We start from the raw sequence: 25628 nt of genomic DNA, 5'->3' as shown, positions 1-25628 counted from the left end.
GTCGCGAAAGACGATCGTTTCTTTTTCATCACTTCGCTGATTATGGCGGCGATCGTCGTCGCGGGCTTCTCGTTGATGATCGTCACGGGGCGCTCCAGCTTCGCCTCGCCGCCGATTGTCCATGCCCATGCCGTGGTCTTCATGGGCTGGGTGGTGTTGTATGTGACGCAGAATGCGCTGGTCGCGCGGGGCTCGATCGCGCTGCATCGTCGGCTTGGCTGGATCGGGGCGGGCTGGATCGTCGCGATGGTTGTGCTTGGCACGATCGTGACGGTGCGCCTCGTACGGCTCGGCCATGCGCCTTTCTTCTTCCCGCCTGCTTTGTTTCTGGTGCTGAATCCGGTGACGATCCTGACGTTCGCGGCGTTGACGACCGCAGCGATCGTGCGGCGGCGGCAGACGGAATGGCATCGACGGCTGCATTTTTCCGGAATGGCGTTGCTGCTGGGCCCGGCATACGGGCGATTGCTGCCGATGCCGTTTCTGATCCCTTACGCTTATGAGGTTGATGTTCTGGCAGTCCTGATCCTCCCCATCGTTGGCATGGTGTTCGATCTGCGTCGTACCGGTAAAGTGCATCCGGCCTGGTGGTGGGGCCTTGCAGCGATCATCGGATCGACCGTGCTGTCCGAAGCGATCACCTACAGTCCGCTCGGAACCGCGCTCTATCGCGCGGCGACGGCAGGATCGCCGGGCGCATCGGTTGCGCCGCTGGCCTATCCGCCATTCCCGCCACTCTCTTGATCGCGCGGCCCCGCGCGTCCATGTGCAGCCCACAAACGCGGGAGCATGGTGATGGACGCACGTGGTGGTATCGGCGGAAGCCTGACCGGGCTCGATTTGAGGGCTGAGATCGACCGGCTGCGCAAGGAACGCAACGCCGTGATCCTGGCGCATTATTACCAGAAGCCCGAAATCCAGGATCTGGCCGATTTCGTCGGCGACAGCCTCGATCTGTCGCGCAAGGCAGCGGCGACCGATGCCGATGTCATCGCCTTTTGCGGCGTGCGCTTCATGGCCGAGACCGCCAAGATCCTGAGCCCCGACAAGATCGTGGTGCTGCCCGACATGGATGCCGGGTGCAGCCTGGAGGACAGTTGCCCGCCCGACCAGTTCGCCGCGTTCCGCGCCGCGCACCCGGATCATATCGCGCTGACCTATATCAACTGCTCGACCGAGGTGAAGGCGCTCTCCGACGTGATCGTCACATCGTCTTCGGCGGAAAAGATCCTCAGCCAGATCCCGCTCGACCAGAAAATCATCTTCGGGCCGGACAAGAATCTGGGCGGTTATCTGGCGCGCAAGACCGGGCGCGAGATGCTGCTGTGGCCGGGCGTGTGCATCGTGCACGAGGCGTTCAGCGAAACCGAATTGCTCAAGCTGCAATTGCAGCACCCCGGCGCGCCGGTCGCGGCGCACCCCCGAATGCCGCCTTATATCCTCGACCATGCCGATTATGTCGGCTCGACCAGCGGCATTTTGGCCTATGCCGATGCCATGGCGGGCGACACGCTGATCGTCGCGACCGAGCCGCACATCATCCACCAGATGGAAAAGGCCGCGCCGCTCAAGAACTTCATTGGCGCGCCCGGCGCGGACGGCAATTGCAACTGCAATGTCTGCCCGTACATGGCGCTGAACACGCTGGAGAAACTCTACCTCGCCCTGCGCGACCTGACCCCGCGCGTGGAAATTGAGGAAGGGCTGCGGCTACAAGCCAAGAAGAGCCTCGACGCGATGCTCGCCATGGCCAGCGGCACGGTGGGGCAGGCGACCTGGGTCCTGTAAAGGCATGACCTTTCAGCTCGACCGTTTCGACCTCGCAAGCTTCGTGCAGGCGACGCTGGCCGAGGATTTGGGGCCGGGCGGGGACATTACCTCTGCTGCGGTGATCCCGGCGGATGCGCGGTTTACCGGGGTGATGGACAGCCGCGATGCGATCGTCGTCGCGGGGTTGCCGATCGCCGAGGCGTTTTTCCGCGCGTTGGACCCGGATGTGGAGATCGAGCGGCTGGTCGAGGACGGGCAAGCGGTGGCGGCGGGCACCGATCTGTTGCGCCTCCAGGGACGCGCGCGGGCGATGCTGACGGCGGAGCGCTCGGCGCTCAACACGGTGCAGCATCTGTCGGGCATCGCGACGATGACACGCACCTATGTCGAGGCGATTGCGGGCACCGGCGCGACTTTGCTCGATACACGCAAGACCATACCTGGCCTGCGCGCGCTGGAGAAATATGCGACGCGGATGGGCGGGGCGACCAACCACCGCATGGGCCTGTGGGACGCCGCTATGATCAAGGACAATCATGTCGCGGTCGCAGGCGGCGTAGGTCCGGCGATTGCGCGGGCGAAGGCCGCAGGGATCGCGCGGATCATCGTCGAGGTGGATGCGCTGGACCAGATCGAACCGGCGCTTGCGGCGGGGGCAACGCATCTGCTGCTCGATAATATGGACGTGGCCACACTGCGCACGGCGGTGGCGCAGGTTGCCGGGCGCGTGCCGACCGAAGCGTCGGGCGGGGTGCGGCTCGATACGATCGGCGCGATCGCCGCGACCGGGGTTACCTATGTCAGCGTCGGGCGCTTGACGCAGTCGGCTCCGGCGGCTGATATCGGGCTCGATTTCACGGCAGCATGAGGGTGCGGACGATGCGGATTTCTCTGGCGATCGGATGTGGCGTGCTGGCGATGCTGCCGGTGGCAGTGCAGGCGCAAAGCTATCAATGCACTGTCCCCACCACGCTGCCGCGCCCGCACCCCGACGTCGCCTCGGCGAGCCAGCCGCAGCGACTGCGCCCGATCACCGGCTATACGCTCGCGCTGACCTGGGCACCGGAATATTGCCACAACAATTTCCGCGATCCCTCTGCCAAATTCCAATGCCAGAGCGGCAACCGGTTCGGCTTCACGTTGCATGGTTTGTGGCCCGACGGCGTGGGGAAGGAGTGGCCGCAATATTGCACGTCCACGGCGTTGTTGCCCGCGGCGCTGATCAAGCAGCACGTCTGCTCGACGCCCTCGCCACAATTGCTCCAACACGAATGGGCCAAGCACGGCACGTGCATGGGCACCACAGCTGACGCCTATTTCAGCAAATCGACCGACCTTTACGCCAAGCTCCACTATCCCGACATGGACGCCTGTCGCGCAAGCCGCTGAACGCCGGACACTTGGCGGAAGCGATCGCGGCGGCCAATCCGGGGCTACCGGCCAACGCCGTGCGTGTCACCGTCAACGAACGCGGGTGGCTCGACGAGCTATGGCTGTGCCTCGACAAGCGCTTTGCCTATACGCGCTGCGAGGCGGGTTCGGGCGGTGTTGCCGACACCGCGACGGTGAAGGTCTGGCGCGGGAAGCGCTAATTGCCTTCCCGCCACCGCGCGGTCAGCCGACGATGGTGGCGGTCGATGGGTGATGCTTGTCGAGATGGCGTTTGATGATCTTCAGGTTGCGCGTATTCGAGCGGAACAGGAAATCGGGAACGGCACCCACCACCGGAATGATGCCCAGCAGAAAATCGATCCCGACATTGCCGAACATCCGCGCCATCTGGAGCTTCGACATGCCGAGGTTACGCGCTTCCCACACCATCCACGCGCCCATCGCTGCCCCGATCGCGTCGCCACCGATCGGGATCAGGTCCAGGATCACGTCGAGGCCAATTTTGCGATTGAGCAACGGCACCGTGAACAGCCCTTCGAGCAAATGCTCCATCGCCTCGATCCGCTTGCGCACCGCCGCCGGATCGCGCCCGGCATAGCTGGAAGCGAACGCACCGAGGGGCGGGGGGCTCATGCGAGTTGTGGTGTCGGCCATGTCATCTCAATTGGTGTCGCTGCGGAGATGATTCAACGGGTGCCACGCGCGGGAGTTCCCGGTCCAGGCTTTCAATCGGATACTCACCAGCGACCAACGTAGCGGACGCGCGATCGGAATGAAGGCCACCTCATTGGCGAGCGCTGCATCGGCAATGGCAATTTGCTGCGCGCGCATCCGCGGCGAATCCGCATCGCGGGCGGCGTCGATCGCAGTTTGGGTCGCCTCGCTGCACAATTGGCACGCGGTTGCCACGTACCAGCGGGCGCTGTCATAGGGCGCGACCGCGTCGATCAGGCGGAGGTCGGCCGGTGCATCGGCGGCAACCCGCTCGGGCGCGATTCCCAGCGATACCAACGCCGCGCCGATATAGCCGTAGAGCAAGGTTGCGCCCGGGCCGTCGGGGAGCGCGACGCGCAGCGCGATTTCGCCCGGATGCGCGGCCTTCCATTGGGCGATGCGAGTCACGGCCTCTTGGGGCGGGCCGCTTTCGGCTTGCGCCCATGCGGGGCTTGCCGGGGGGGGCCGCCGAATCGAGTTGCTCGGGCAGCAATTGCGATACCGGTGCCCAATCGGGGGCAATGGCGGCGGCGAAGGCCGCGCGGTCAAATGCCTGAGCGATGGCCGCGCGATTGGCGGGATCGGCGAGCACGCCTTCCCGGCTGACAATCGCCAGGCCGAACACGCCAGCCGCTGGATCGAGCCGTCGGTTGATGGGCGCGATCTGGGTAAGCTCGACAAGCGGCCAATCGGTGAAAGTACCGCCGGTGACAAGTTGCGCCTCGCGCCGCTCGAAGCGAACGATGGCGCGTGCCGCGCGTTCGCCAATCAAATGGATACTGGCGGCGGCAGAGGGTTCGACCACGTCGTCGTCCGGGCTGCGCGCGGGGTCGAAGGCGGGGCGCAGCAAGACACTGCGACCGCGCTGCGCGGTCGCCCGAAACGGGCCACTTCCGCCGGGTGGCCGAATGCGAAAAATCGCAAGTTCGGGCTGCGCGAACAGTTTCAGAAGGTCCGGACGCGGCCGCTTCAGGCGGATCTCGATCACCTCGGGCGTCATCTCGACGATTTCGTCGATTGCGGTCAGATAAGGGCGACAAAACGTTATGCGACCCGGGCGCGAGCTGACGGCGCAGCACCTTGACCACTTCGGCAGCGGTGACCCTTTCCCCGTCATTCCACTCGCTGTCGCGCAAGCGGAAGATGTAGCTTCTGCCTTGGTCGATCACGCTCCAGCGCTCGGCAATACCCGGTTCGATCTGGCCGCTTGCGTCGAAGCGGACGAGGCCCTGTGCGGTCGCGTCGAGCAGGAGCCTGGCAGGGGTGTCCAGCGCACCGCGCGCCGGGTCGGCCAGTACGGGATTGCTGCCGATAGCGCTGACCGTCACCGGGCCGTCGTCACCACGCGGGCCGCACCCGGCGAGCGCGGCGAGCGAGACCAGGGCGATAGGGCGAACCATCAAAAGGGGCAGGCGTAGGCGGGTCATGGCCATCCTTGTGCCACCCGGTCGCGGCCCGCGCCACCCGGTCGTTTAGATCGGTTGTGTGCCTGGTTTAACCGAACGACCCGTGCGGATCGTGCGCGATCAACATCGTGTCGTCCCGTGCGATGACGGCGAGCGCCAGCCCTGCCTCGCGCGCGCGATCGATCGCAAGGCTGGTGGGGGCGCTGATGGTGATCAGCATCGGGAAACCCGCGCGGACCGTCTTTTCCACCAGCTCCTGGCTGCACCGCGCCGATAGCAACACGAAGCCCGTGGCGCTCGAAATGCCATGGCGCGCAAGCGCTCCGATCAATTTGTCGAGCGCATTGTGGCGGCCCACGTCTTCGCGCGCGAGCACGATATCGCCGAACGGGCTGCAAAAGGCCGCAGCATGAGTCGCGCCGGTCGCACGGCCGAGCCGTTGATGGTTGCGCAACTGGCCGAGCGCCCGCGCTATGGCTGTACGCTCCAGCGATATTCTGGCCGTGACGGGGGAAAGCGGGGCGAGCGCGGCGGCGATGCTGTCGATACCGCAAATGCCGCAGCCGCTTTCCGACACGCGGGTGCGCGCGCGCGCGAGGACGCGAGGGGTGGAGCGTTGCGGAAGTTCGGCGCGCACGATCCAGCCGCCATCGACCGCAACGATGCTTGGTTCGGTGAGTTCGTCGAGCGTCGCCAGGCCTTCGCTGATCGTGAAGCCCGCGACAAAGTCGGCCAGATCGGTGGGCGTGCCCATCATCACGGCATAGCCGATCCCGTTATATTCGAGCGCGATCGGCGCTTCGACCGGGACCGCGCGATCGATCCAGTCACCCGGTGTGTCATCGTAGGCGACGCGCAGCACCGGGACATCGCGAACCGCCATAGTCAATTGGCTGAGATCGTCGGGGCGGTTGATATTGACCAGATCCAGGTTCGAATCATCCACCCGGCGGCTTCCCGCAAGTGCGATCCAGGATTCGAGCGAGCGCCCGCCTGCGGCGATGTGCGCGTCGAGCTGGGCGGCTAGCGCGGTTGGCCACCAGCCGATCGCCGTCTGCCGGTTCAGCACGGCTGCGTCCTCCCCCTCCAGCAAGCGCCGTAGCGTGGTCGGCAAGGGATGGACATCGACGGGCACGGTCAGCACCGCGTCATATCCGTGACGGGCACCATAATGCAGCGCAGCGTTGAGCGCCCCTAATGGCCCGAGGCCGGGTTCCGGCCGGTCGGCCACGCGCTCCAGGCCCTCCCACTCCCGTCCGCACAGCACCACATGATCGACCTGTGGCGACAGCGCGGCGACGCAGTGCGCGAGCAACGGCGCGCCGTTCCACTGCGCCACCGCTTTGTCGGTGCCGAAGCGGCGTGACCGCCCCCCGGCAAGGATCGCGCCTAGCAAACGCATGGCAGCCTCATTTCGCCTCCGCATCGCTGCGCACCTGCGCGTGCGCAAGCAGGGCGAAGATGCCGGCTCCGCCGAGCAGATTGCCGAGGATGGCCGGGATCAACGACGCCGCGATCAGCGCGAGCGCCGATGCCTTGCCGCTGAAGATCAGCAGGAACACCTCGGACGAGCCGACGATCGAATGGCTGAATCCCGCGAGCGCGACGAGATAGGTGATCGCGCTGATGATCAGAAAGGACTGGGCGCGGGCCCCGGGCAGGGTCCAGGCGAGGATCGCGATGAAGAAGCCAGCCGGGATGGCGTTGAGGAAGGTCGCGCCCGCGCCAAGCGTCATCACCTTGGCCGAAACCGCGATCATCGCGGCGCGTAATGCATCGTCCCCTATCAGCCCGCTCGCCATTGCCGACGCGACCAATGCGGTGCCTGCAAGGTTGGCGAGGATGACTAGCGCCCACAGCCGAAGCGTCCGCCCCAGTGCCGCGAGCGACGGCTTGGTCGCGAGCGGCAGCATTGCGGTGATTGTGCTTTCGGTGAACAACTGCATCCGTCCGAGCACGACGATCAAAAATCCGATCGGGTAGCCGAGCGACACCACCGTCGGCCGCCACGGCGCATCGGGCAAATGCGCGTACAGCGCACCCTCGAACAACAGCGAAGCGTTGATCGCGATGCCCGCTGCAAGGCCCGACCACAACAAGGCGGCGGCCGGACGGTTGACCGCCGTCTCGCCCTCTTCGCGCACCGTGCGATGAAGGTCGGTCGCGTCGGCCGCACCGAGATCGTCGTCGCTTTTTGAAGTATCTTTGCTGGAAACCATCGGTCTGTTGCTATGCGCAAAAGCGCGGCTTGGCCAGCGAACGCGAAGCGGCCATCACCTCGCCTCCACTCGCACCGGCACCGATTTCGAAGCGGGCGTGCCCGACAGTTCGTCATGGTGCTGCATCGGTACCAGCACGTTACACTCGGGGTAATAACCCGCGATCGTGCCGCGCGGGAGCTGGTAGGCGGTCAGTGTAAGGCCTGTCAGGCGGCGGTCGTGGCCGTCGGCGACGTCGGTCACCAGCGTAATCGTCTGGCCGTCGGTGAGCCCGGCTTCGGCCATGTCCTCCGGGCACATCAGCACGATATCGCGCGAGCCTTCGAGCCCGCGCAGCCGATCCGAATAGCCGTAAATCGTGGTGTTGAACTGATCGTTGGAGCGCATCGTGATGAGGCGGTAGCGGCCGGGTGCATCCTGGAAGCCGACCGAATTGAGCGCGCCGGGCGTGGTGAACACCGCTTTGCCCTCGGGCGTCTTCCACACCCGCTCATGCGCGCCATTGCCGCGATAGAAGCCGCCGGCCTGATACATGCGCTTGTTATAATCGCGGAAATCGTCGGGATAGGTACGCTCGATCAAATCGCGTACCAGCGCGTAATCGCCGGTCCAGGCGTCCCATTGCAGCGCGGGCAGCGGCGGTAGCGTCGCCTTGGCGATACCCGCGACGATCGCCAACTCGCTCCTCACGCTCTCCGACACGGGCGGGCGATAGCCGATCGAGGCGCTGATCATCGAAAAGCTGTCCTCGCTGGTGATGGTCTGCGGCCCGGTCGCTTGCGCGTCGGTTTCGAAGCGGCCGAGACAGGGCAGGATATAGGCCTGTTTGGCGGGGAACAGGTGGCTGCGGTTGAGCTTGGTCGAAACCATCACGGTGAGGTCCTGCGCCGCCCAGGCGGCCTCCATCCGTTGCTGATCGGGCACGGCGCGCACCAGATTGCCGCCGAGCGAGATGAACGCCTTCACCTCGCCCTCGAACAACGCCTCGGCGGCGTGGACGATATTCATGCCGTCCTCGGTCGGCGGATCGAAGCCGAACAGCTCCTTCAATTTGTCGAGCGGGACGAGATGTGCCTTTTCGGCAATGCCGACGGTACGCTGGCCCTGCACATTGCTGTGTCCGCGCACCGGGCAGCAGCCGGCGCCGGGGCGACCGATATTGCCGCGCAGCAGCAGCAAATTGACCAGCATCGCGATGTTCAGCGCGCCGTGCGCGTGCTGCGTCAGGCCCATGCCATACACGCCGATCACCTTTTCGGCGGCGATATAGACTTCGGCGGCCTCGCGCAGCGCGGCTTCGCTCAGGCCGGATTCGCGCTCGATCTCGGCCCAGTCGGCGTCGCGGCAGGACTGGATGAAGCTGTCGAAGCCGGTGGTGTGCTGTTCAACGAAGGCGTGGTCGATCACTTCCGCCGTGCCCGCCGCCCTGGCGGCATCGTCGGCCTCGACCACGCATTTGCACAGGCCAAGGATCGCGGCGATGTCGCCGCCGGCCTTCACCTGATGATATTGGTCGGAGATCTTGGTCTCCTTGCCGGTGAGCATCGCGGCCGGGCTTTGCGGATCGACGAAGGAGACGAGGCCTTGTTCGATGACGGGGTTGAAGGTGACGATCTTGCCGCCGCGATCCTTCAATTCCTTCATCGGGTGGAGGAAGCGCGGGCTATTGGTGCCGGGGTTCTGGCCGAACACGAAGAAGGCGTCGGTTTCGGCGAGATCCTCCCACACGATCGTGCCAACGGGCGAGCCGATCACCTTGGTCAGCCCGACCGAGGTGGTCTCGTGACACATGTTGGAGCTTTGCGGCAGGTTGTTGGTGCCGTGAACGCGCGCGAGCAGCGCGTAGAGATAGGAGGCTTCGAGCCCGGCATGGCCCGAAGCGTAGAACACCGCGCTATTTTTGGGGAGCGCGTTCAGCGTCGCGCCAATCGCGGCGAAGGCTTCGTTCCACGACACTTCCTCATAGCGGTCGGTCGCGGCATTGTAGCGCAGCGGGTGTGTCAGGCGGCCGGTCTTTTCGAGATCATGATCCTTCCAGTCGCGCAGTGCGGTGACGGTATGGCTGTCTTCTTCCCAAAAAGGCGGGGGTGCAGCGTGCGCTGGTGAGCTCCCACAGCGTCGCCTTCGCGCCGTTTTCGCAAAATTCGAACGCCGAATAATTGGCGGGCTTGGGCCAGGCGCAGGACACGCACATCACGCCCTTGGGCTTGTTGATTCGCCCGAGGCTGCGCAAGGCGGCGGGGCTGGGCAAGGCGTCGCCATAGGCGTGCGCGATTCCCCGCAGCGAACCCCAGCCGCCAGCGGGACCGGAAGCGTGGGGAAGGTCCTTGTGCTCGGCCATGTCTGCGCGCCTTGTCGATAGAATTAGGGGAGGGGATGAATACGTACGCTGCAACTGTCCCCCGGCTCAACGCCGAATGCTGCACGAGGTTGCGCGGCGGACTTGTCAGCCGGTGGGGAGTCGAACATGACGCCGCACAGCGGTTTTTGCTCAAGTGGGCGTGTTCCCCGAAAACCCGGAGGTGTCATGGCGGACGTTGCAATCATGGATCGTGTGGCGCGGGAAGTGCTGCCGCGATGACGGGATTGATCGGCATCGACTGGGGCACGTCCAACCTGCGAGGTTTTCGCTTCGACGCAACGGGGAAGGTGATCGAACGGCGCGTCTCATCGCGTGGCATCGCGACGATCGAGGATGGCGCGTTCGAGGCGGTCTTGGGCACGTTGATCGACGGGTGGATCGGCGATCGGCCGGTGATCGTATTGGCCGGCATGATCGGAAGCCGCAATGGCTGGCACGAGGCCGCCTATCTGCCATGCCCGGCCGATCCGGTCGCGCTCGCAGCGGCGACGCAGGGCTTCGATACCGCGCTTGGCCAGTGCCACATCGTGCCCGGGCTCTCGGTCGATCAGCCGGTTCGACTGGGCGACGTGATGCGCGGAGAGGAAACGCAGATTCTGGGTGCGGGCGTGCGTGACGGGGTGGTCGTGCTGCCCGGAACGCACAGCAAATGGGCGATGCTGGACGCCGGGCGCGTAACGGGCTTTCGTACGGCGATGACCGGCGAGCTTTACGCCGTATTGCTGCGACATTCGTTGCTGGGTCGTTTGGCAGAGGATCCGGGCGAGCATGACACCGCGGGTGCCTTTGCCCGTGGCGTGAACCGCGCGCTGGCAGATCCGGCGGTGTCGATGCTGCTATTCTCGGCGCGTGCGGAGGTGCTGCTGGGGAAGCTTTCTACGCGGGAGGTTGCGGCGTATCTGTCGGGCCTGCTGATCGGGGCCGAGATCGGCGCGATGATGGGGGCAGCGCCTGGCACGATCACGATGATCGGCGATCCAGCGCTCAGTGCGCGCTATCGCACCGCCTTCGCCCTTGCCGGGCGAACAGACATCGACCTCGTCGATGGCGATGCGGCCACCGCCGCCGGACTGTGGACGATTGGAAAGGAAATCCGATGACCTTCGACGACTTGCTGGGCGAGCTTCCGCTCATCGCGATCCTGCGGGGGCTCACGCCCGCCGAGGCGGGACCGGTGGCGCGCGCCTTGTTCGCGTGCGGCTTCCGGTGCCTGGAAGTGCCGCTCAATTCGCCCGAGCCGTTTGTGAGCATCCGCGCCATCGTCGATACGCTGGGGGATACCGCGCTGGTCGGGGCGGGGACGGTGCTGCACCCGGACGATGTGCAACGCGTCCAGGATGCCGGGGGGCAGATCGTGATCTCGCCCAATTGCAATATCGAGGTGATCCGCGCGACCAAGGCGCTGGGGCTGGTGTCGCTGCCCGCCTTCTTCACGCCGACCGAAGCCTTTGCCGCGATCGACGCGGGGGCCGATGGCTTGAAGCTGTTTCCTGCCGAAGTCGCCGGTCCGCAAGGCTTGAAGGCGATGCGGGCGGTGTTGCCGAAGGCGATGCCGGTGTTTCCGGTCGGCGGCGTCGATGCCGAGACGATGGCCGCGTATTGTGCGGCCGGGGCGGCCGGCTTCGGCATCGGCTCCTCGCTTTATGCGCCGGGTCGTTCGGCGGAAGACACCGGCGCGCGCGGGCGTGCGTTGGTTAGCGCCTTCCGGGCGGCGCGAGCGACGGCGTAGATCGCACATCGCCCGATCGAACAGGCCCCGTCGCTACGCCTCAGCGCGTGGTCGACAGCCGGAAGACCATCCGGTGGTGATAGGGATTGGCGGGATCGACGCGCGCCGATCCGAACGCCGGTTGGTTGGGCGTGTCGGGGAAGAGTTGCGGCTCAAGCGCGATGCCGTCGCCCATGCGGTACAGGTGCCCGCTTTTGCCGATCAGCGTGCCATCCAGGAAATTGCCGGTGTAGAGTTGAACGCCGGGTTCGGTCGTCAACACCTCAAGCACGCGACCCGAGGCCGGATCTTCCAGCCGCGCGGCAAGCTTGGGCTCCTTGGTCCGCCCGGCATCGAGCACGAAATTGTGATCATAGCCGCGGCCGAACACGATTTGCGGGTCGGTGCCGTCGCGTATGCCATCCTGAAGCACGCGCCGTGCGTGAAATCAAACACGCTGCCCGCGACGGGCTTCAGCACGCCGGTCGGGATCAGTTGCGCATTCACCGGGGTGTAACGGGCGGCGGGGATGGTCAGCCGGTGTTGCAGGGCACCCTGCGGCGCGCCTTCCCCGGCGAGATTGAAGATCGCGTGGTTGGTGAGGTTGACGATCGTCGGCGCGTCGCTGGTCGCATCATAGTCGATCGTCAGGTTGCCCGCATCGTCGAGTGCATAGCTGGCGGTGACCGCGAGCGTGCCGGGATACCCCTGGTCACCCGCCGCGCTTGTCAGCGCAAACGTCACGCGCGCGGTAGGACCGGAGGTTACCGAGACCACGCGCCACGGCTGTTTGTCGAAGCCCTTGGTGCCGCCGTGCAGCGAGTTGCCCTTATCGTTCTGCGCAAGCTGAATGGTCTTCCCGTCCAGGATGAAGCGTCCGCCCGCGATGCGGTTGGCATAGCGGCCCACGCTCGCACCCCAGAAATTGGGACGATCGACATAGCTTTGCAGATCGTCATAGCCGAGTTCGACATCGGCGATCTTGCCGTCTCGGTCGGGCGCTTTCAACGCTTGCAGGGTCGCGCCGAAAGAAATGATCGTCGCGCTGACGCCGTTTGCGCCCTTCAGCGTCACGGCTTCGACTGCGGTCCCGTCGGCCAGTGTGCCGAAGGGGCGTCGTTCCGCCGTCGCGGCGAAGGCCGGTGTCGCGACGCACGTTACGAGCGCTGCGAGTAGCGTTGTCTTCGTCCAACCCAGACCGTGGCGCCGCATAAACTCTCCCATCGTTGACCAGTTTGAACTTGCTATATACTCAGACAAAATAGATGCAAAGGGCACCTTGCGCGATTATGCCGACTGCCCGACCGGCCCGAACGACGGAGAGATAGAGTGACGGTTTCGCTGATTCAGATCCGCCAGCCAGATGGTGCCCGTGCGGTGGTCGTCGCGCAGGGCGACATGCTGCGAACGGTTCCGGGGGTGACTACTGTGGTGGAATTGGCGCGCCGCGCGCTTGCCGAGCGACACAGCCTGATCGAGATGATCGGCGCGTTGGGCGAGGGCGAACCGGTCGATCTGTCGCGCGTCACCGTGCTCGCACCGATCGACCACCCCGATACCGCGCATTTGCTGATGACCGGCACGGGCCTGACACACCTCGGCTCGGCCGAAGGGCGCGACAAGATGCACCGTGCGATCGATGATGCCGCGCAGCAAACCGATTCGATGAAGATGTTCCTGATGGGGGTGGCGGGCGGCAAGCCCGAGGGAGACGCGGTCGGTGCCCAGCCCGAGTGGTTCTTCAAGGGCGATGGCAGCGCGTTGATCGCGCCCGACGCGCCGCTACCGTCCCCGGCGTTCGCGCTCGATGCGGGGGAGGAGCCGGAAATTGCCGGCATCTACCTGATCGATGAGGATGGCACCCCGGTGCGGCTCGGGTTTGCGCTCGCCAATGAATTTTCCGATCATGTCACGGAGCGCGGCAATTATCTGTGGCTCGCCCATTCCAAATTGCGGCCCGCGGCGCTCGGCCCGGAATTGCTGATCACGCCGTTGCCGTCACATGTCGAGGGCACCAGCAAGATACTTCGCGATGGCACTGTCCTATGGGAAAAGCCGTTCGTATCGGGCGAAGCGAACATGTCGCACAGCATCGCCAACCTTGAGCATCACCATTTCAAATATGCACTGTTTCGGCGTCCGGGCGACGTACACGTCCATTTCTTCGGCACGGCGACGCTGTCGTTCAGCGACGCGGTTCACACCCAACCGGGCGACATCTTCGAGATCGCTGCGGCCCCATTCCACTATCCCGTGCGCAACCCGATCGGCGCGGAACCCGCCACGCCCGTGTCGGTAAAAACGCTGTGAGCCCGATCCGCGTCGCCATCGTTGGGCTCGGCAAGATTGCCCATGACCAGCATTTGCCCGCGATCGCCGGGTCGCCCGAGTTCGAATTGGTCGCGGCGGCAACGCTGGCCGGGACGCTCGCCGATGTGCCGGTGTTCGCGTCGGTAGAGGCCATGCTCAATGCCGACATCGCGATCGACGCGATCGCGATGTGCCAGCCGCCGCAGGTGCGGTTCGATGCCGCCGTGCAGGCGATCCGCGCGGGCAAGCATGTGCTGCTGGAAAAGCCCCCTGGCGCGACCCTGTCCGAAGTCGAAGCGCTGACGCGCTTGTCTGACGCTGCCGGCACGACGCTGTTCGCGGCATGGCATTCGCGCTTTGCGCCTGCGGTGCACGACGCCCGCGCGTGGCTCACCGAGCGGCGCATCAACCATGTCGAGATCACCTGGAAAGAAGATGTCCGGCGCTGGCATCCCGGGCAGCAATGGATCTGGGAGCCGGGCGGGCTCGGTGTGTTCGATCCGGGCATCAACGCGCTGTCGATCGCGACGCGGATCCTGCCGCGCCATTTCTATTTGCACGACGGCACGCTCGACTTCCCCGCAAACCGTGCCGCGCCGATCGCCGCCGAGCTCAACATGATCGGGATGAGCGGTGCACCGGTCCACGCCGTGTTCGATTGGCGGCAGACCGGCCCACAGACATGGGATATCGTCGTCGATACCGATGACGGCACACTGATGCTGACGCATGGCGGCAGTCGCTTGACGATCAACGGCATGGCGCGGGAAAGTGCCCCCGAAGCCGAATATGCCGCGCTCTATCATCATTTTGCCGCGCTGATCGCAAAAGGCGAGAGCGATGTCGATCGCACTCCGCTGCGACTGGTCGCCGACGCATTCCTGCGCTGCCGCCGCCGCGATACGGACCCCTTCGACGATTGAATCGACCATAGCGGGCGCGCGCTGAGATGGTGCGCCATCCGTCGCGCGATCGGCGTTTGACGCGCTCGCTGGCCACATATACTCAGACAATAGAGGATTGATTCAGGAGAGACAGGTAATGGCGATGGTGGCCCCAACGGCGCGGATATCGGAAAGCGCGAGCGGACCAAAAGCAGGGCGGGCGCTGGCACTGCTTGCCAGCCTGTTCTTCATGTGGGGCTTCATCACCGTCATCAACGGTACGCTGTTGCCGCACCTGCGCAGCGTGTTCGCGCTGAGCTACACCCAGACCACCTTGATCGAATCGGTCTGGTTCATCGCCTATTTCTTCGCCTCGATCCCGTCGCGATGGTGATCGAACGGGTCGGCTATCAGCGCTCGATGGTGATTGGTTTGGGGATGATGGCGGTGGGCGCGCTGATCATGGTGCCCGCGGCGAAGCTTCCTTCCTATGAAGTGACGCTGTTCGCCCTGTTCGTAATCGCCAGTGGGATCACGCTGCTACAGGTCGCTGCCAACCCCTATGTTTCGGTGCTGGGCAAGCCCGAGACCGCGTCATCGCGGTTGAACCTGGTGCAGGCATTCAATTCGGCAGGGGCGACGCTCGCGCCGTTGTTCGGCGGCTATCTGATCCTTGGCCGCACGACGTCGGGAACGGCTGCGGCAGGAGCTGCCGCCTTGACCCCGGCCGAGCGGCTGGCCGACGCGCAATCGGTCGTGCTGCCTTATGTCATCGTCGCCGTTGTTCTTGCGGTGCTGGCCGTCATCATCGCGCGCTATCCGCTGCCGCCGATGGGCGTCGCGACGCAGCGCGCCGCCAAAGCACCCCCCTCGGGCAAGTCGCTCGGCTATCGCATCGCGCATCATCCCCTGTGGCAGCACCGCAATCTCGTGCTCGGCATTCCGGCGATCTTCATTTACCTGATCGCCGAGATCGGCGTCGGCAACCTGTTCATCAACTTCGTGTCGCAGCCCGAGATCGGCAACCTGACGCACCAGCAGGCCTCCAATTATCTGTTCCTGTTGTGGGGCGGGATGATGGTGGGCCGTTTGGTCGGGGCGTTCGCGATGCAGCGCATCGAGGCCGGACACGCGCTGGCGGTCGCCAGTATCGGTGCGACGGTCGTTATGTTGATCGCCGCCTTCACCACCGGCCATGTCGCGATGTGGGCGCTGATTTCGGTCGGGCTGTTCCACTCGATCATGTTCCCGACGATCTTCACGCTCGGCATCAAGGGCCTCGGGCCGCTGACCGAGGAGGGATCGGGCCTGCTGATCATGGCGATCGCAGGCGGTGCTCTGGTCGTGGTGCAGGGCTGGCTGGCCGATAGCTATGGCCTGCAAACCTCGTTCCTGCTGACCGCCGCGTGCGAGGTCTATGTGCTGTTCTACGCGCTATGGGGCAGCAAGACGGCATAGCCGCACCGATGGGTGCACGGCGAACCTGCTATGTCGGGTTGGACCGTGCGCCCGTTATGGGGTTTGTCCCGGTCCGCGCTCAAGCCGACCGACATGCACCGGCTGACCCTGCGAAGGCAGGGTGCATCGTTTCAGAGATGTATATGGTGCGGACGGCGGGACTCGAACCCGCACACCCTGAGGGCGAGGGATTTTAAGTCCCGTGCGTCTACCAATTTCGCCACGTCCGCATGTGCGGAAATTCCAAGCGTACCGCGCGGGTTGCGTCAAGTCGCTTAGACGTTGAGGCGCGCGCGCATTTCCTTGCCAGGCTTGAAATAGGGGACGCGCTTCGCGCCGACATCGACCAATTCGCCGGTGCGGGGGTTGCGTCCGGTGCGCGCATCGCGGGCGCGGGTCGAAAAGGCACCGAAGCCGCGGAGTTCAACACGCCCGCCCAGTGCCAGTCGCTTTGTGATCTCGTCGAAAAAGGTGGTGACCAGCGCCTCGATGTCGCGCAGCGACAGATCGGGGTTTTCAGCTGCCAATGTTTGCACCAGTTCAGATCGGATCATCGCGTCGTTTCCTTGCCGCCGCGGCCTTGCTCCAATGGAATGAAGTGGCCGCTTCGGACTTTATTTATCGTAAGTCCATCATGAACGATAGCCACGAAACGACGTGAAAGGACAGGACGGGGCTACTCCATTTGGATGAATAACCCCGTCCTTTGGCCTTACTTCTTGCTGTCGGCCCCTTGCGCCTTGAGCGCGGCACCGAGGATGTCGCCCAGCGACGCACCCGAGTCGGACGAGCCGTATTGCGCCACGGCCTGCTTCTCTTCGGAGATCTGCATCGCCTTGATCGAGAAGGTCGGCTTCTTCGAACGGTCGAAACCGGTCACCATCGCATCGAACTTCTGGCCGGTCTGGAACCGCTCCGGACGCTGCTCGTCGCGATCGCGGCCGAGATCGGTGCGCTTGATGAAGCCGGTCGCGCCGTCGTCGCCGACCTGCACTTCGAGACCCGCATCGCGGACTTCGAGCACGGTGACCGTGACGATGGCATTCTTGTTGAGGCCCGACGAAGCGTTGCCGCCTGCCGCTGCCGCACCGGCTGCCGGAGCACCACGCTCAAGCTGCTTCATGCCAAGCGAGATACGCTCCTTCTCGGCGTCGATGTCGAGCACGATCGCCTGAACGACCTCGCCCTTGCGATGCAGGTTGAGGGCGTCTTCGCCCGACACGCCCCAGGCGATGTCCGACATGTGGACCATGCCGTCGACGTCGTTGTCGAGGCCGATGAACAGACCGAATTCGGTCGCGTTCTTGACTTCGCCTTCAACGGTCGAACCGATCGGATGCGCTTCGGCGAAGGCCTCCCACGGGTTGCTGATCGCCTGCTTGAGGCCGAGCGAGATGCGGCGCTTGTCGGGGTCGACCTCGATGACCACGACATCGACTTCCTGCGAGGTCGAAACGATCTTGCCCGGATGGACGTTCTTCTTGGTCCAGGACATTTCGGACACGTGGACCAGGCCTTCGATGCCCGGCTCGAGTTCGACGAACGCACCATATTCGGTGATGTTCGTGACGCGGCCCGACAGCTTCGCGCCGACCGGATACTTGGCGGCAGCGCCTTCCCACGGATCGCTCTCGAGCTGCTTCATGCCGAGCGAGATGCGCTGCGTGTCCTTGTTGATGCGGATGATCTGAACGCGGACGGTATCGCCGATGTTCAGGACTTCCGACGGATGGCCGACGCGCTTGTAGCTGAGGTCGGTGACGTGCAGCAGGCCGTCAATGCCGCCCAAGTCAACGAACGCACCGTAATCGGTGATGTTCTTGACGACGCCGTCGATGATCTGGCCTTCAGCGAGGCTGAGGATCAGGCCCGAACGCTGCTCGGCGCGGGTTTCTTCGAGGATCGCGCGACGCGACACGACGATGTTGCCGCGTTTGCGGTCCATCTTGAGGATCTGGAACGGCTGCGGGATGTCCATCAGCGGGGTGACGTCGCGCACGGGGCGGATGTCGACCTGCGAACCCGGCAGGAAGGCCACGGCACCGTTGAGGTCGACCGTGAAGCCGCCCTTGACGCGGCCGAAGATGACGCCCTCGACGCGGGCGGTCTTGGCGAATTCGGTTTCGAGCGTGTCCCAGGCGGCTTCGCGACGGGCGCGGTCGCGCGACAGCATCGCTTCGCCGTGCACGTTCTCGACGCGGTCGACGAACACTTCGACTTCGTCACCGACCTTGAGATCGGCTTTCTGGCCCGGCATCGCGAATTCGCGCAGCGGAACGCGGCCTTCCGACTTCAGGCCGACGTCGATGACGGCGAGGTCGTTTTCAATCGCGGTGACGGTGCCCTTGACGACGCGGCCTTCGAAGCTGTCGGCACCGCCGAGCGTCATTTCGAGAAGGGCGGCGAAATCGTCGCGGGTTGGGTTTGCCTGAGTGGCCATAAAGTCTTGTATTCCTAAATCATGTTCCGGCCAGCCGGTTGTCTCCGGCGGTCTTGGCCAATGGTGTCGGGGTGGCCGTATGCGCAGCCCGACATCCGTTGGATTGGGGGCAGGGAGGGCCAAGTCGCGCGAATGCGAAAAGGCGCGAGAGGACATGCCTGTCGCGCCAGCCTCCGTGAACACCGCTCACCGGACGACCGCTCTATAGCGTGAGATGCCACTGCGGGCAAGCCGTAGGGGGGCGTTGAGGCACGGTGCCGTTGGCTATACCAATGCGGGAGAGACAGGGGAGCGATATGCGGCATTATCGATCGGCGATTGCAATAGGCACGTTATTGATGATCGGCGGCAGCGCCGTGGCGCAGGCCGTCGACGATCCGCTGACCCGGCCGATCGCCGCCGACTACGCCGCGCGCTGGCTGGCACTACAACCACCCACGCGCATCTACGGCAACACCTATCTGGTCGGCTTCCGCAAGATGAACGTCGCGCTGATCGATACCGGGGCGGGGCTGATCCTGATCGATGCGGCGCTCCCGCAATCGGTCGCGGCGGTCGAAGCCAATATTCGCACGCTCGGTTTCAAGCTGCGCGACGTGAAATTCATCCTCAGCACCGAGCCGCATTATGACCATGCCGGCGGGCTGGCCGCGCTTGCGCGTGATAGCGGCGCGACAATAATAGCCAGCGCGCCGGCCGCCAAAACGCTTCGGCAGGGGCATAGCGATGCCGATGACCCGCAATTCGGGCAATTACCCAATCTTCCTGCCGTTACCGGCCCGTTGCGAGTGGTGAAGGATGGCGAGGCAGTCCGGCTGGGGAAAGTCGACGTCACCGCAGTGGCCACGCCCGGCCATGCCGCCGGAAGCACGAGTTGGCGGTGGCGGTCCTGCGAGGCTGGGCGCTGCCTGAACATAGTGTTCGCCTCCAGCATCAACCCGGTATCGGTGGACGGCTACCGTTTCTCGGATCCGGCGCACCGCGCCATCGTCGCCACGTTCCGGCAGACGATTGCCCGGGTCGGCGCATTGCCGTGCGATATTCTGTTCACCGCGCATCCGGACAATTCCGGCGGGGATGTGACGTTTGCGCAGTTCGAGCGACACCCGACGCCCAATCCGTTCATAGATCCCGCCGCCTGCCGAAAACTGAGTGCCAGCTACACGAGCATCCTCGACGCCCGGCTGGCCAGGGAAGCGAAGCCCGCCGACCCGCAGTGAGCGCGAGGGACTATCCTTCAGCCTGAGCAGATTTCGCCTGAAGCCTGGCGTCAACGATCGCGATCGCGCGCTGCACGCTGGCTTCGATCGAGAGGAAGCTGGTGTCGAGCAAGGCCGCGTCGTTGGCGGGAACCAGCGGGGCGTTGGACCGTGTCGAATCGCGCAGGTCGCGCGCGCGAATGTCGGCCAGCACCTTGTCGAGGCTGATCGTCGAACCGTGCGCGCGCAGCTCGGCATGGCGGCGCTTGGCGCGGATATTGGGCGTCGCGCGGATGAAGAGCTTGGCGTCGGCATCGGGGGCGATCACCGTGCCGATGTCGCGCCCGTCGAGCACTGCGCCGCCGGGTTGATAGGCGGAACGCTTTTGCCGGTGAAACAATGCCGCGCGCACCAGCGGATGCGCCGACACGATCGAGGCGAGCGAACCGATCGCGTCGGTGCGCAGGATCGGATCGTCGAGCAGGGCATCGTCAAAATCGCACGCGGCGACAGCGTCGGCCTCGATCGAACCGTCCAGTTCCAACCGCTCTACATTCGCCGCGACCGCACGATAGAGCAGCCCGGTGTCGAGATGCGGCAGGCCATAATGCTGGGCGAGCGCGCGCGCGATCGTGCCCTTGCCGGACGCGGCGGGTCCATCGACAGCAATAATCATCGGCGAAAACTCAAAATGCGAACCAATCCAAGGAGCGCGATCACCGCCCAGGCCAATTCGAGGGCGAGCGCGGGGAGGTTGTAGTTGACCATCAACGATATCGCCAGCAGCGATGCGCCGAGAAAGTTCAGACCATTCGACAGAAGGTTGGGCGCGGCATTTCGCAGCGTTTGATACGCGAACCCGGCGAGAATGGTCAGGGCACCGACAAAGCCGATGATATCGGCCGCATGCGAATCGATCACCGGGCGTCGCCCTGCAATTGCCGGATCTGCGAGAAGAACGCGGGGTAACTGGTCGCGACCGGGCTGGCATCGTCGAGCGTCAGCGCGGCACCGGCGTTGGTTTTGCGGCAATGGAGCGCTGCCACCGCCATGCTCATCGCGATACGGTGATCAAGCAAGGTCGCCACCGTGCCCCCGCCGGGGAGGGGATCGCCGCCGCTGCCGTCGATGATCATGCCATCCTCGACCTCTTCGACGCGCGCGCGATCACGCCGAGCGCTGCGGCCATTGCGGCGATGCGGTCCGATTCCTTGACGCGGAGTTCGTCGGCCCCGCGCGCGATCGTCCGCCCGGAAGCGAAGGCGGCGGCGACGAACAGCACAGGATATTCATCGATCATGCTCGGGGCGAGATCGGGCGGGATTTCGATGCCGGTGAGTGCGGCATGGCGCACGCGCAAATCGGCGACGGGTTCGCCACCAACCTCGCGCCGGTCGAGTTCCTCGATGCTGGCACCCATCATGCGGAGCGCCGTGAAGAGGCCCGCGCGGGTGGGGTTGAGGCCGACATTTTCGACGACGATGTCCGACCCTGGCACGATCGTCGCCGCGACGACCAGGAAGGCGGCGGAGGAGGGGTCGCCGGGCACGACGATCTCCTGAGGAAGCAGTTCAGCCTCCCCCGTGATCGCGATAATCCGACCTTGCGGTGATGGCTCGACCGTCACCTTCGCGCCGAAGCCGCGCAGCATCCGCTCGCTATGGTCGCGGGTCGCCACCGGTTCGATCACGCGGGTGATCCCCGGCGTGTTGAGCCCGGCCAGCAACACCGCCGACTTCACTTGCGCCGAGGCGACGGGCAGGGTGTAGGTGATTGGAATGGCGGGGCAGATCCCGCGCAGCATCAGCGGCAGCCGTCCGCCGGGGCTCGACGTGAACTCCGCGCCCATTTGCGACAGCGGCGTGATCACGCGGCCCATCGGACGCTTGGACAAGGAGGCATCGCCAATAAAGGTGGCGATGATTGGATGGCTGGCGACCAGCCCCATCAGCAGCCGCGTCGAGGTTCCGGAATTGCCCATGTCGAGCGCGTTCGCCGGTTGCAGCAAGCCGCCGACGCCGACGCCGTCGATCGTCCACACGCCGTCATCACCCCGGACGATGCTCGCGCCCATTGCGCGCAAGGCGGCGGCGGTGGCGAGGACGTCCTCGCCTTCCAGCAAGCCGGTCACCCGGCTGGTGCCGACCGCGAGCGCCGAAAACATCAGCGAGCGGTGACTGATCGACTTGTCGCCCGGAACGCGAACGCGACCGGTGAGCGGACCAGAGGGTTGGACTTCAAGCGGAGCGGGAGTAGGATGTGCCATCGGCCCCGCGCTTTGACAGTGCGCTTGCGCTATGGCAAGGCGCGCCCCACTTTGCGGCGTCGCGGTCGCAAGATCTCATTATCATCTTGAAGAAGGTCAACTCGGCATATGATCCAGCCGGAATGGGGCACGAAGCGTACGTGCCCGAAATGCGCCACCCGTTTTTATGACCTGGGCAAGGACGATCCCGTCACGTGCATCAACTGCGGCGCACATTGGAGCCCGAGCCGATCCTGAAGTCGAAGCAGCCGCTGCCGTTCGAGCAGGCCAAGCCGGAGCTGATCAAGAAGGACGACGATCTCGCCGGTGACGACGAGGATCTGGACACCGGTGAAGACGAGGAGCCCTCGCCCGACGACGAGGTCGATCTCGGCGGTGATGACGATCTCGGCGTGGAAGCGCCGACCAGTGACGACGATCATTGATTTCCAGGCGTAATCGATGATTTTTTGGCAAGCGGCACATTGGCCGCTTGCCAAGGGCGCGCCGCCTCGGTAGGGGCGACGCCTTCCCGCTGAAGGTCCGGTTTTACGGACCTTCGAAAACGCGATGGGGCCGTAGCTCAGCTGGGAGAGCGCTGCAATGGCATTGCAGAGGTCAGGGGTTCGATCCCCCTCGGCTCCACCATTTTTCCTGTAAATCCGGATGATGTGTCACGGGACCAAAACCGCGGCACCATCGAACCGGCCATGCCGCAAATCGTCCAACGCCGTATTGGCGTTTTGGAGCGAGTAGACCGTGGTCTTTACGGCGATCCCGATTTTGGGGACAAGGCCGAGGAAATCGATTCCATCCTGCCGCGTGAGATTGGCGACCGACACGAGTTGGCGTTCTTCCCAGAGAGCTTCGTAGGGGAAGCTCGGGATATCGCTCATATGAATCCCGGCGCACACCACGCGCCCGCCCTTGCGGACCGCCTTTAGCGCCATCGGAACGAGATCACCTGCCGTCGCGTAGATGATCGCGGCGTCCAGCTGTTCGGGCGGACTTTCGTCGGACCCGCCCGCCCAAATCACGCCCAGGCTTCGCGCAAAGTCCTGCGTTCGTGTGTCGCCCGGTCGCGTGAAGGCGAAGACCGCACGTCCCTGCCATTTTGCGACTTGCGCGACGATATGGCCTGCCGCACCAAAACCGTAAATTCCCAACCGCTTGCCGTCGCCCGCGATCTTAAGCGACCGCCAGCCGATCAACCCGGCGCAAAGAAGCGGTGCCAGCGACACGTCGCTACCGGATTCTCCAAGCGGGAAAGCAAAGCGTGCGTCGGCGATCACCGAGGTCGCAAACCCACCATCCCGGGTATACCCCGTGAATTGTGGCGCATCGCACAGATTTTCCCGCTGCTCCCGGCAATATAGGCACACGCCGCAAGTGTGGCCGAGCCAGGGGATGCCGACCCGATCCCCTATTTCTAAGTCTGCGACGCCCGCACCGATCGCGTCGACGCGACCGACGATCTCATGACCGGGAATGATCGGCGATTTCGGGTCGGGCAATTCGCCATCGACAACGTGCAAGTCGGTGCGGCAAACCCCGCAGGCAAGCACCTTCACCCCGACTTCGCCGGGGCCGGGTGCACGATCGGGCAGCTCGGTCCACTCAAGCGGCGTTCCCGCGCGGTTCAATACCATCGCCTTCATGGTCCGAAACTCCTCGCACGGGTGCCTTGGTTCTGCCCTGACAGACGCAGGTTCACGATCGTTGAGCAGGGAACTCCGATGATAGCGGGCTACGCGACCGTCGGGAGGTTCGGATATTACGCAGGTTTCCACCTGTAAGGGCCGTTCGGCGATCATTCAGCCCGGTGCCGTTGGCTGCGCGGGACGGCGCCGGTGCCGGTCAGCGATACGCGGCCGCCGCTCGACCGGGATGGGGTACGCAGGCCAGGTCAGTCGCAAGACGTTCTTCCACACCCCTAGCGTATCGGCGGGTCGGCGTTTACATGGACCGCCACGACTCGCTCCCCACTACGCGCAGGACACGGCATCCCATGGACATTCGACTCGGCTTAACCTTCGACGATGTCCTGCTGGTGCCGGCGGAATCCGACATCGTACCGAGCCAGACCAACACCGCGACGCACGTGACCAAGGGTATCGCGCTCGATATCCCGATCCTGTCGTCTGCAATGGACACCGTGACCGAGGCGGACATGGCGATTGTGATGGCGCAATTGGGCGGCATCGGTGTGCTGCATCGCAATCTCGAGATTGACGAACAAGTCGCCGCAGTGCGAGCGGTCAAGCGCTTCGAAAGCGGCATGGTCGTCAACCCGATCACGATCGCGCCCGGTGCGACGCTCGCCGAGGCGCAGGCTTTGATGGTGCGCAACCGCATCAGCGGTATCCCGGTGGTCGAGGCCGATGGCAAACTCGTCGGCATCCTTACCAATCGCGACGTGCGCTTTGCCGAAAACCCGCATCAGCCGGTGTCGGAGCTGATGACCCACGAGAATCTCGCGACCGTCTCGACCGGCGTCGGCAAGGAAGAGGCGCGCCGTCTGCTCCATCAGCGCCGGATCGAGAAGCTGTTGGTGGTGGACGAGCAATATCGCTGCGTTGGCCTGATCACCGTCAAGGATATCGAGAAAGCTGTCACCTATCCCAACGCTACCAAGGATGCTGCCGGGCGCTTGCGCGTCGCCGCCGCAACGACGGTGGGCGACAAGGGGTTTGCCCGCACCGAGGCGCTGGTCGATGCCGAACTCGATCTGGTGGTGATCGACACCGCGCATGGCCATAATCGCGACGTTGCGCGCGCGGTCGAGCGGGTGAAGAAGCTCAGCAATTCGGTGCAGGTGATTGCGGGCAACGTCGCCACCGCCGAGGCAACGCGCGCGCTGATCGATGCGGGCGCGGATGGCATCAAGGTCGGCATCGGGCCGGGCTCGATCTGCACCACGCGCGTGGTCGCAGGCGTCGGCGTGCCGCAATTGACGGCAGTGATGGATTGCGCCGAAATCGGCCTGAAGGCGGGCGTGCCGGTGATCGCCGACGGGGGCCTGCGGACCTCGGGCGACCTCGCCAAGGCGCTGGCGGCGGGTGCTTCGGCGTGCATGATCGGGTCGCTGCTGGCGGGCACCGAGGAAGCGCCGGGAGAGACCTTCCTGTATCAGGGGCGCGCGTACAAATCGTATCGCGGCATGGGTTCGGTCGGCGCGATGGGTCGCGGATCGGCTGATCGCTATTTCCAGGGCGACATCAAGGACCAGATGAAGCTGGTGCCCGAGGGCATTGAGGGCCAGGTGGCGTTCAAGGGCCCGGCCAAGGACGTGATCCATCAGCTCGTCGGCGGGATTCGCGCGGCGATGGGCTATACCGGCTCGGCCACGCTCAAGGACCTGCAGGAGCGCGCGCGCTTCGTGCAGATTACGGGTGCGGGGTTGAAGGAAAGCCACGTCCACGACGTCGATATTACGCGCGAAGCACCGAATTACCCGACGCGCTAACTGCATCTCCCTCTCCCCGCTTGCGGGGAGAGGGCTGGGGAGAGGGGCAATGCTG

18 protein-coding genes, 2 tRNA genes and 9 pseudogenes are annotated in these 25628 nt (G+C 64.8%); 14 read left to right on the top strand and 15 right to left on the bottom strand.

What is annotated here, in order from left to right; all coding sequences use genetic code 11:
- Nucleotides 1-42 precede the first annotated feature (42 nt).
- The 4 genes and pseudogenes from NW75_RS01275 (at nucleotide 43) to NW75_RS01260 (ending at nucleotide 3362) form a co-directional block, all read left to right on the top strand.
- Nucleotides 43-744: a hypothetical protein gene (locus NW75_RS01275; RefSeq protein WP_052191989.1), complete on the top strand. Its 702-nt coding sequence runs from the start codon at nucleotides 43-45 to the stop codon at nucleotides 742-744.
- Between the two features lie 51 nt (nucleotides 745-795).
- A pseudogene (gene nadA, locus NW75_RS01270) lies at nucleotides 796-1796 on the top strand (quinolinate synthase NadA).
- A complete protein-coding gene (gene nadC, locus NW75_RS01265) occupies nucleotides 1793-2638 on the top strand; it encodes a carboxylating nicotinate-nucleotide diphosphorylase (RefSeq protein WP_033963221.1) in 846 nt (281 codons plus the stop codon). The pseudogene nadA and the gene nadC overlap by 4 nt, the downstream one beginning before the upstream one ends.
- 11 nt (nucleotides 2639-2649) lie before the next feature.
- A pseudogene (locus NW75_RS01260) lies at nucleotides 2650-3362 on the top strand (ribonuclease T2 family protein).
- A 22-nt stretch (nucleotides 3363-3384) separates the two neighbouring features.
- Here the strand turns inward: NW75_RS01260 and NW75_RS01255 are convergent.
- From NW75_RS01255 to NW75_RS27620, 4 genes and pseudogenes are all read right to left on the bottom strand, one after another.
- Nucleotides 3385-3795, bottom strand: coding sequence for a DUF4112 domain-containing protein (locus NW75_RS01255; RefSeq protein WP_033963280.1), 411 nt, complete (start codon nucleotides 3793-3795; stop codon nucleotides 3385-3387).
- A 27-nt stretch (nucleotides 3796-3822) separates the two neighbouring features.
- Nucleotides 3823-4284, bottom strand: coding sequence for a hypothetical protein (locus NW75_RS25615; RefSeq protein ID WP_231564869.1), 462 nt, complete (start codon nucleotides 4282-4284; stop codon nucleotides 3823-3825).
- A gap of 130 nt (nucleotides 4285-4414) precedes the next feature.
- Nucleotides 4415-4876: pseudogene (locus NW75_RS25610) on the bottom strand (ABC transporter substrate-binding protein); the annotation flags it as partial.
- A gap of 97 nt (nucleotides 4877-4973) precedes the next feature.
- Nucleotides 4974-5045: pseudogene (locus NW75_RS27620) on the bottom strand (hypothetical protein); the annotation flags it as partial.
- On the opposite strand from NW75_RS27620, the gene NW75_RS25605 reads away from it, so the two are divergent.
- Nucleotides 5034-5294 (top strand): hypothetical protein, encoded by a 261-nt coding sequence (locus NW75_RS25605; protein ID WP_231564863.1) that lies wholly within the window; start codon nucleotides 5034-5036, stop codon nucleotides 5292-5294. The pseudogene NW75_RS27620 and the gene NW75_RS25605 sit on opposite strands and share 12 nt — an antisense overlap.
- A 76-nt stretch (nucleotides 5295-5370) precedes the next feature.
- Here the strand turns inward: NW75_RS25605 and fdhD are convergent, their stop codons facing one another.
- From fdhD to NW75_RS01230, 3 genes and pseudogenes are all read right to left on the bottom strand, one after another.
- A complete protein-coding gene (gene fdhD, locus NW75_RS27615; RefSeq protein WP_310066452.1) occupies nucleotides 5371-6684 on the bottom strand; it encodes a formate dehydrogenase accessory sulfurtransferase FdhD in 1314 nt (437 codons plus the stop codon).
- Between the two features lie 7 nt (nucleotides 6685-6691).
- Nucleotides 6692-7501, bottom strand: a complete 810-nt coding sequence (locus NW75_RS01235; RefSeq protein ID WP_033963213.1) for a formate/nitrite transporter family protein — start codon at nucleotides 7499-7501, stop codon at nucleotides 6692-6694.
- Nucleotides 7502-7555: 54 nt separating this feature from the next.
- A pseudogene (locus NW75_RS01230) lies at nucleotides 7556-9842 on the bottom strand (FdhF/YdeP family oxidoreductase).
- Between the two features lie 236 nt (nucleotides 9843-10078).
- Here NW75_RS01230 and NW75_RS01225 point away from each other — a divergent pair.
- The gene (locus NW75_RS01225; RefSeq protein WP_052191979.1) at nucleotides 10079-10963 is read left to right on the top strand and encodes a 2-dehydro-3-deoxygalactonokinase; all 885 of its coding nucleotides are present in this window, start codon (nucleotides 10079-10081) and stop codon (nucleotides 10961-10963) included.
- Nucleotides 10960-11592, top strand: coding sequence for a 2-dehydro-3-deoxy-6-phosphogalactonate aldolase (locus tag NW75_RS01220; RefSeq protein WP_033963208.1), 633 nt, complete (start codon nucleotides 10960-10962; stop codon nucleotides 11590-11592). Before NW75_RS01225 ends, NW75_RS01220 begins: the two co-directional genes overlap by 4 nt.
- Before the next feature lie 40 nt (nucleotides 11593-11632).
- On the opposite strand, the pseudogene NW75_RS01215 reads toward NW75_RS01220, so the two are convergent.
- Nucleotides 11633-12783: pseudogene (locus NW75_RS01215) on the bottom strand (aldose epimerase family protein).
- A gap of 117 nt (nucleotides 12784-12900) precedes the next feature.
- Here NW75_RS01215 and araD1 point away from each other — a divergent pair.
- The 3 genes and pseudogenes from araD1 to NW75_RS01200 all read left to right on the top strand — a co-directional run bounded on the left by araD1 (nucleotide 12901) and on the right by NW75_RS01200 (nucleotide 16223).
- Nucleotides 12901-13881, top strand: a complete 981-nt coding sequence (gene araD1 / locus NW75_RS01210; protein ID WP_033963207.1) for an AraD1 family protein — start codon at nucleotides 12901-12903, stop codon at nucleotides 13879-13881.
- Nucleotides 13878-14804 (top strand): Gfo/Idh/MocA family protein, encoded by a 927-nt coding sequence (locus tag NW75_RS01205; protein ID WP_033963206.1) that lies wholly within the window; start codon nucleotides 13878-13880, stop codon nucleotides 14802-14804. Before araD1 ends, NW75_RS01205 begins: the two co-directional genes overlap by 4 nt.
- Nucleotides 14805-14922: 118 nt before the next feature.
- Nucleotides 14923-16223: pseudogene (locus NW75_RS01200) on the top strand (sugar MFS transporter).
- 144 nt (nucleotides 16224-16367) lie between these two features.
- Here the strand turns inward: NW75_RS01200 and NW75_RS01195 are convergent.
- The 3 genes from NW75_RS01195 to rpsA all read right to left on the bottom strand — a co-directional run bounded on the left by NW75_RS01195 (nucleotide 16368) and on the right by rpsA (nucleotide 18663).
- Nucleotides 16368-16453 (bottom strand) — tRNA-Leu (locus NW75_RS01195).
- Between the two features lie 45 nt (nucleotides 16454-16498).
- Nucleotides 16499-16777, bottom strand: a complete 279-nt coding sequence (locus tag NW75_RS01190; protein ID WP_033963205.1) for an integration host factor subunit beta — start codon at nucleotides 16775-16777, stop codon at nucleotides 16499-16501.
- A gap of 158 nt (nucleotides 16778-16935) precedes the next feature.
- On the bottom strand, nucleotides 16936-18663 hold the full coding sequence (gene rpsA / locus NW75_RS01185; protein ID WP_010402708.1) for a 30S ribosomal protein S1: 1728 nt from the start codon (nucleotides 18661-18663) through the stop codon (nucleotides 16936-16938).
- 296 nt (nucleotides 18664-18959) lie between these two features.
- On the opposite strand from rpsA, the gene bla reads away from it, so the two are divergent.
- Entirely contained in the window at nucleotides 18960-19883 is a 924-nt protein-coding gene (bla, locus tag NW75_RS01180; RefSeq protein ID WP_033963203.1) for a subclass B3 metallo-beta-lactamase, read from the top strand.
- 10 nt (nucleotides 19884-19893) lie between these two features.
- Here the strand turns inward: bla and NW75_RS01175 are convergent, their stop codons facing one another.
- The 3 genes and pseudogenes from NW75_RS01175 to aroA all read right to left on the bottom strand — a co-directional run bounded on the left by NW75_RS01175 (nucleotide 19894) and on the right by aroA (nucleotide 22128).
- Nucleotides 19894-20538, bottom strand: a complete 645-nt coding sequence (locus NW75_RS01175) for a (d)CMP kinase (protein WP_033963202.1) — start codon at nucleotides 20536-20538, stop codon at nucleotides 19894-19896.
- Entirely contained in the window at nucleotides 20535-20783 is a 249-nt protein-coding gene (locus tag NW75_RS01170; RefSeq protein ID WP_171010435.1) for a CBU_0592 family membrane protein, read from the bottom strand. Before NW75_RS01170 ends, NW75_RS01175 begins: the two co-directional genes overlap by 4 nt.
- Nucleotides 20780-22128: pseudogene (gene aroA / locus NW75_RS01165) on the bottom strand (3-phosphoshikimate 1-carboxyvinyltransferase). The gene NW75_RS01170 and the pseudogene aroA overlap by 4 nt, the downstream one beginning before the upstream one ends.
- A gap of 108 nt (nucleotides 22129-22236) precedes the next feature.
- Between aroA and NW75_RS01160 the strand changes: the two are divergent.
- Nucleotides 22237-22553 (top strand): annotated as a pseudogene (locus tag NW75_RS01160) (TIGR02300 family protein).
- Between the two features lie 126 nt (nucleotides 22554-22679).
- Nucleotides 22680-22755 (top strand) — tRNA-Ala (locus tag NW75_RS01155).
- Between the two features lie 26 nt (nucleotides 22756-22781).
- Here NW75_RS01155 and NW75_RS01150 read toward each other — a convergent pair.
- On the bottom strand, nucleotides 22782-23765 hold the full coding sequence (locus NW75_RS01150) for a zinc-dependent alcohol dehydrogenase family protein (RefSeq protein WP_033963201.1): 984 nt from the start codon (nucleotides 23763-23765) through the stop codon (nucleotides 22782-22784).
- 350 nt (nucleotides 23766-24115) lie between these two features.
- Here NW75_RS01150 and guaB point away from each other — a divergent pair, with 350 nt between their 5' ends.
- Nucleotides 24116-25573: an IMP dehydrogenase gene (gene guaB, locus NW75_RS01145; protein WP_033963199.1), complete on the top strand. Its 1458-nt coding sequence runs from the start codon at nucleotides 24116-24118 to the stop codon at nucleotides 25571-25573.
- Nucleotides 25574-25628: the final 55 nt, after the last annotated feature.

The sequence above is a fragment of the Sphingomonas sp. Ant H11 genome, from assembly GCF_000797515.1.
Taxonomy (GTDB): domain Bacteria; phylum Pseudomonadota; class Alphaproteobacteria; order Sphingomonadales; family Sphingomonadaceae; genus Sphingomonas.
This window is presented reverse-complemented; position numbering and strand designations above follow the sequence as displayed.

Coding starts and splice junctions, on each gene's coding strand:
- NW75_RS01275 (WP_052191989.1), top strand. CDS start 43: ATGGCGGCGATCGTCGTCGCGGGCTTCTCGTTGATGATCGTCACGGGG.
- nadC (WP_033963221.1), top strand. CDS start 1,793: ATGACCTTTCAGCTCGACCGTTTCGACCTCGCAAGCTTCGTGCAGGCG.
- NW75_RS01255 (WP_033963280.1), bottom strand. CDS start 3,795: ATGAGCCCCCCGCCCCTCGGTGCGTTCGCTTCCAGCTATGCCGGGCGC.
- fdhD (WP_310066452.1), bottom strand. CDS start 6,684: ATGCGTTTGCTAGGCGCGATCCTTGCCGGGGGGCGGTCACGCCGCTTC.
- NW75_RS01235 (WP_033963213.1), bottom strand. CDS start 7,501: ATGGTTTCCAGCAAAGATACTTCAAAAAGCGACGACGATCTCGGTGCG.
- NW75_RS01225 (WP_052191979.1), top strand. CDS start 10,079: ATGACGGGATTGATCGGCATCGACTGGGGCACGTCCAACCTGCGAGGT.
- NW75_RS01220 (WP_033963208.1), top strand. CDS start 10,960: ATGACCTTCGACGACTTGCTGGGCGAGCTTCCGCTCATCGCGATCCTG.
- NW75_RS01190 (WP_033963205.1), bottom strand. CDS start 16,777: ATGATCCGATCTGAACTGGTGCAAACATTGGCAGCTGAAAACCCCGAT.
- rpsA (WP_010402708.1), bottom strand. CDS start 18,663: ATGGCCACTCAGGCAAACCCAACCCGCGACGATTTCGCCGCCCTTCTC.
- bla (WP_033963203.1), top strand. CDS start 18,960: ATGCGGCATTATCGATCGGCGATTGCAATAGGCACGTTATTGATGATC.
- NW75_RS01175 (WP_033963202.1), bottom strand. CDS start 20,538: ATGATTATTGCTGTCGATGGACCCGCCGCGTCCGGCAAGGGCACGATC.
- NW75_RS01150 (WP_033963201.1), bottom strand. CDS start 23,765: ATGAAGGCGATGGTATTGAACCGCGCGGGAACGCCGCTTGAGTGGACC.
- guaB (WP_033963199.1), top strand. CDS start 24,116: ATGGACATTCGACTCGGCTTAACCTTCGACGATGTCCTGCTGGTGCCG.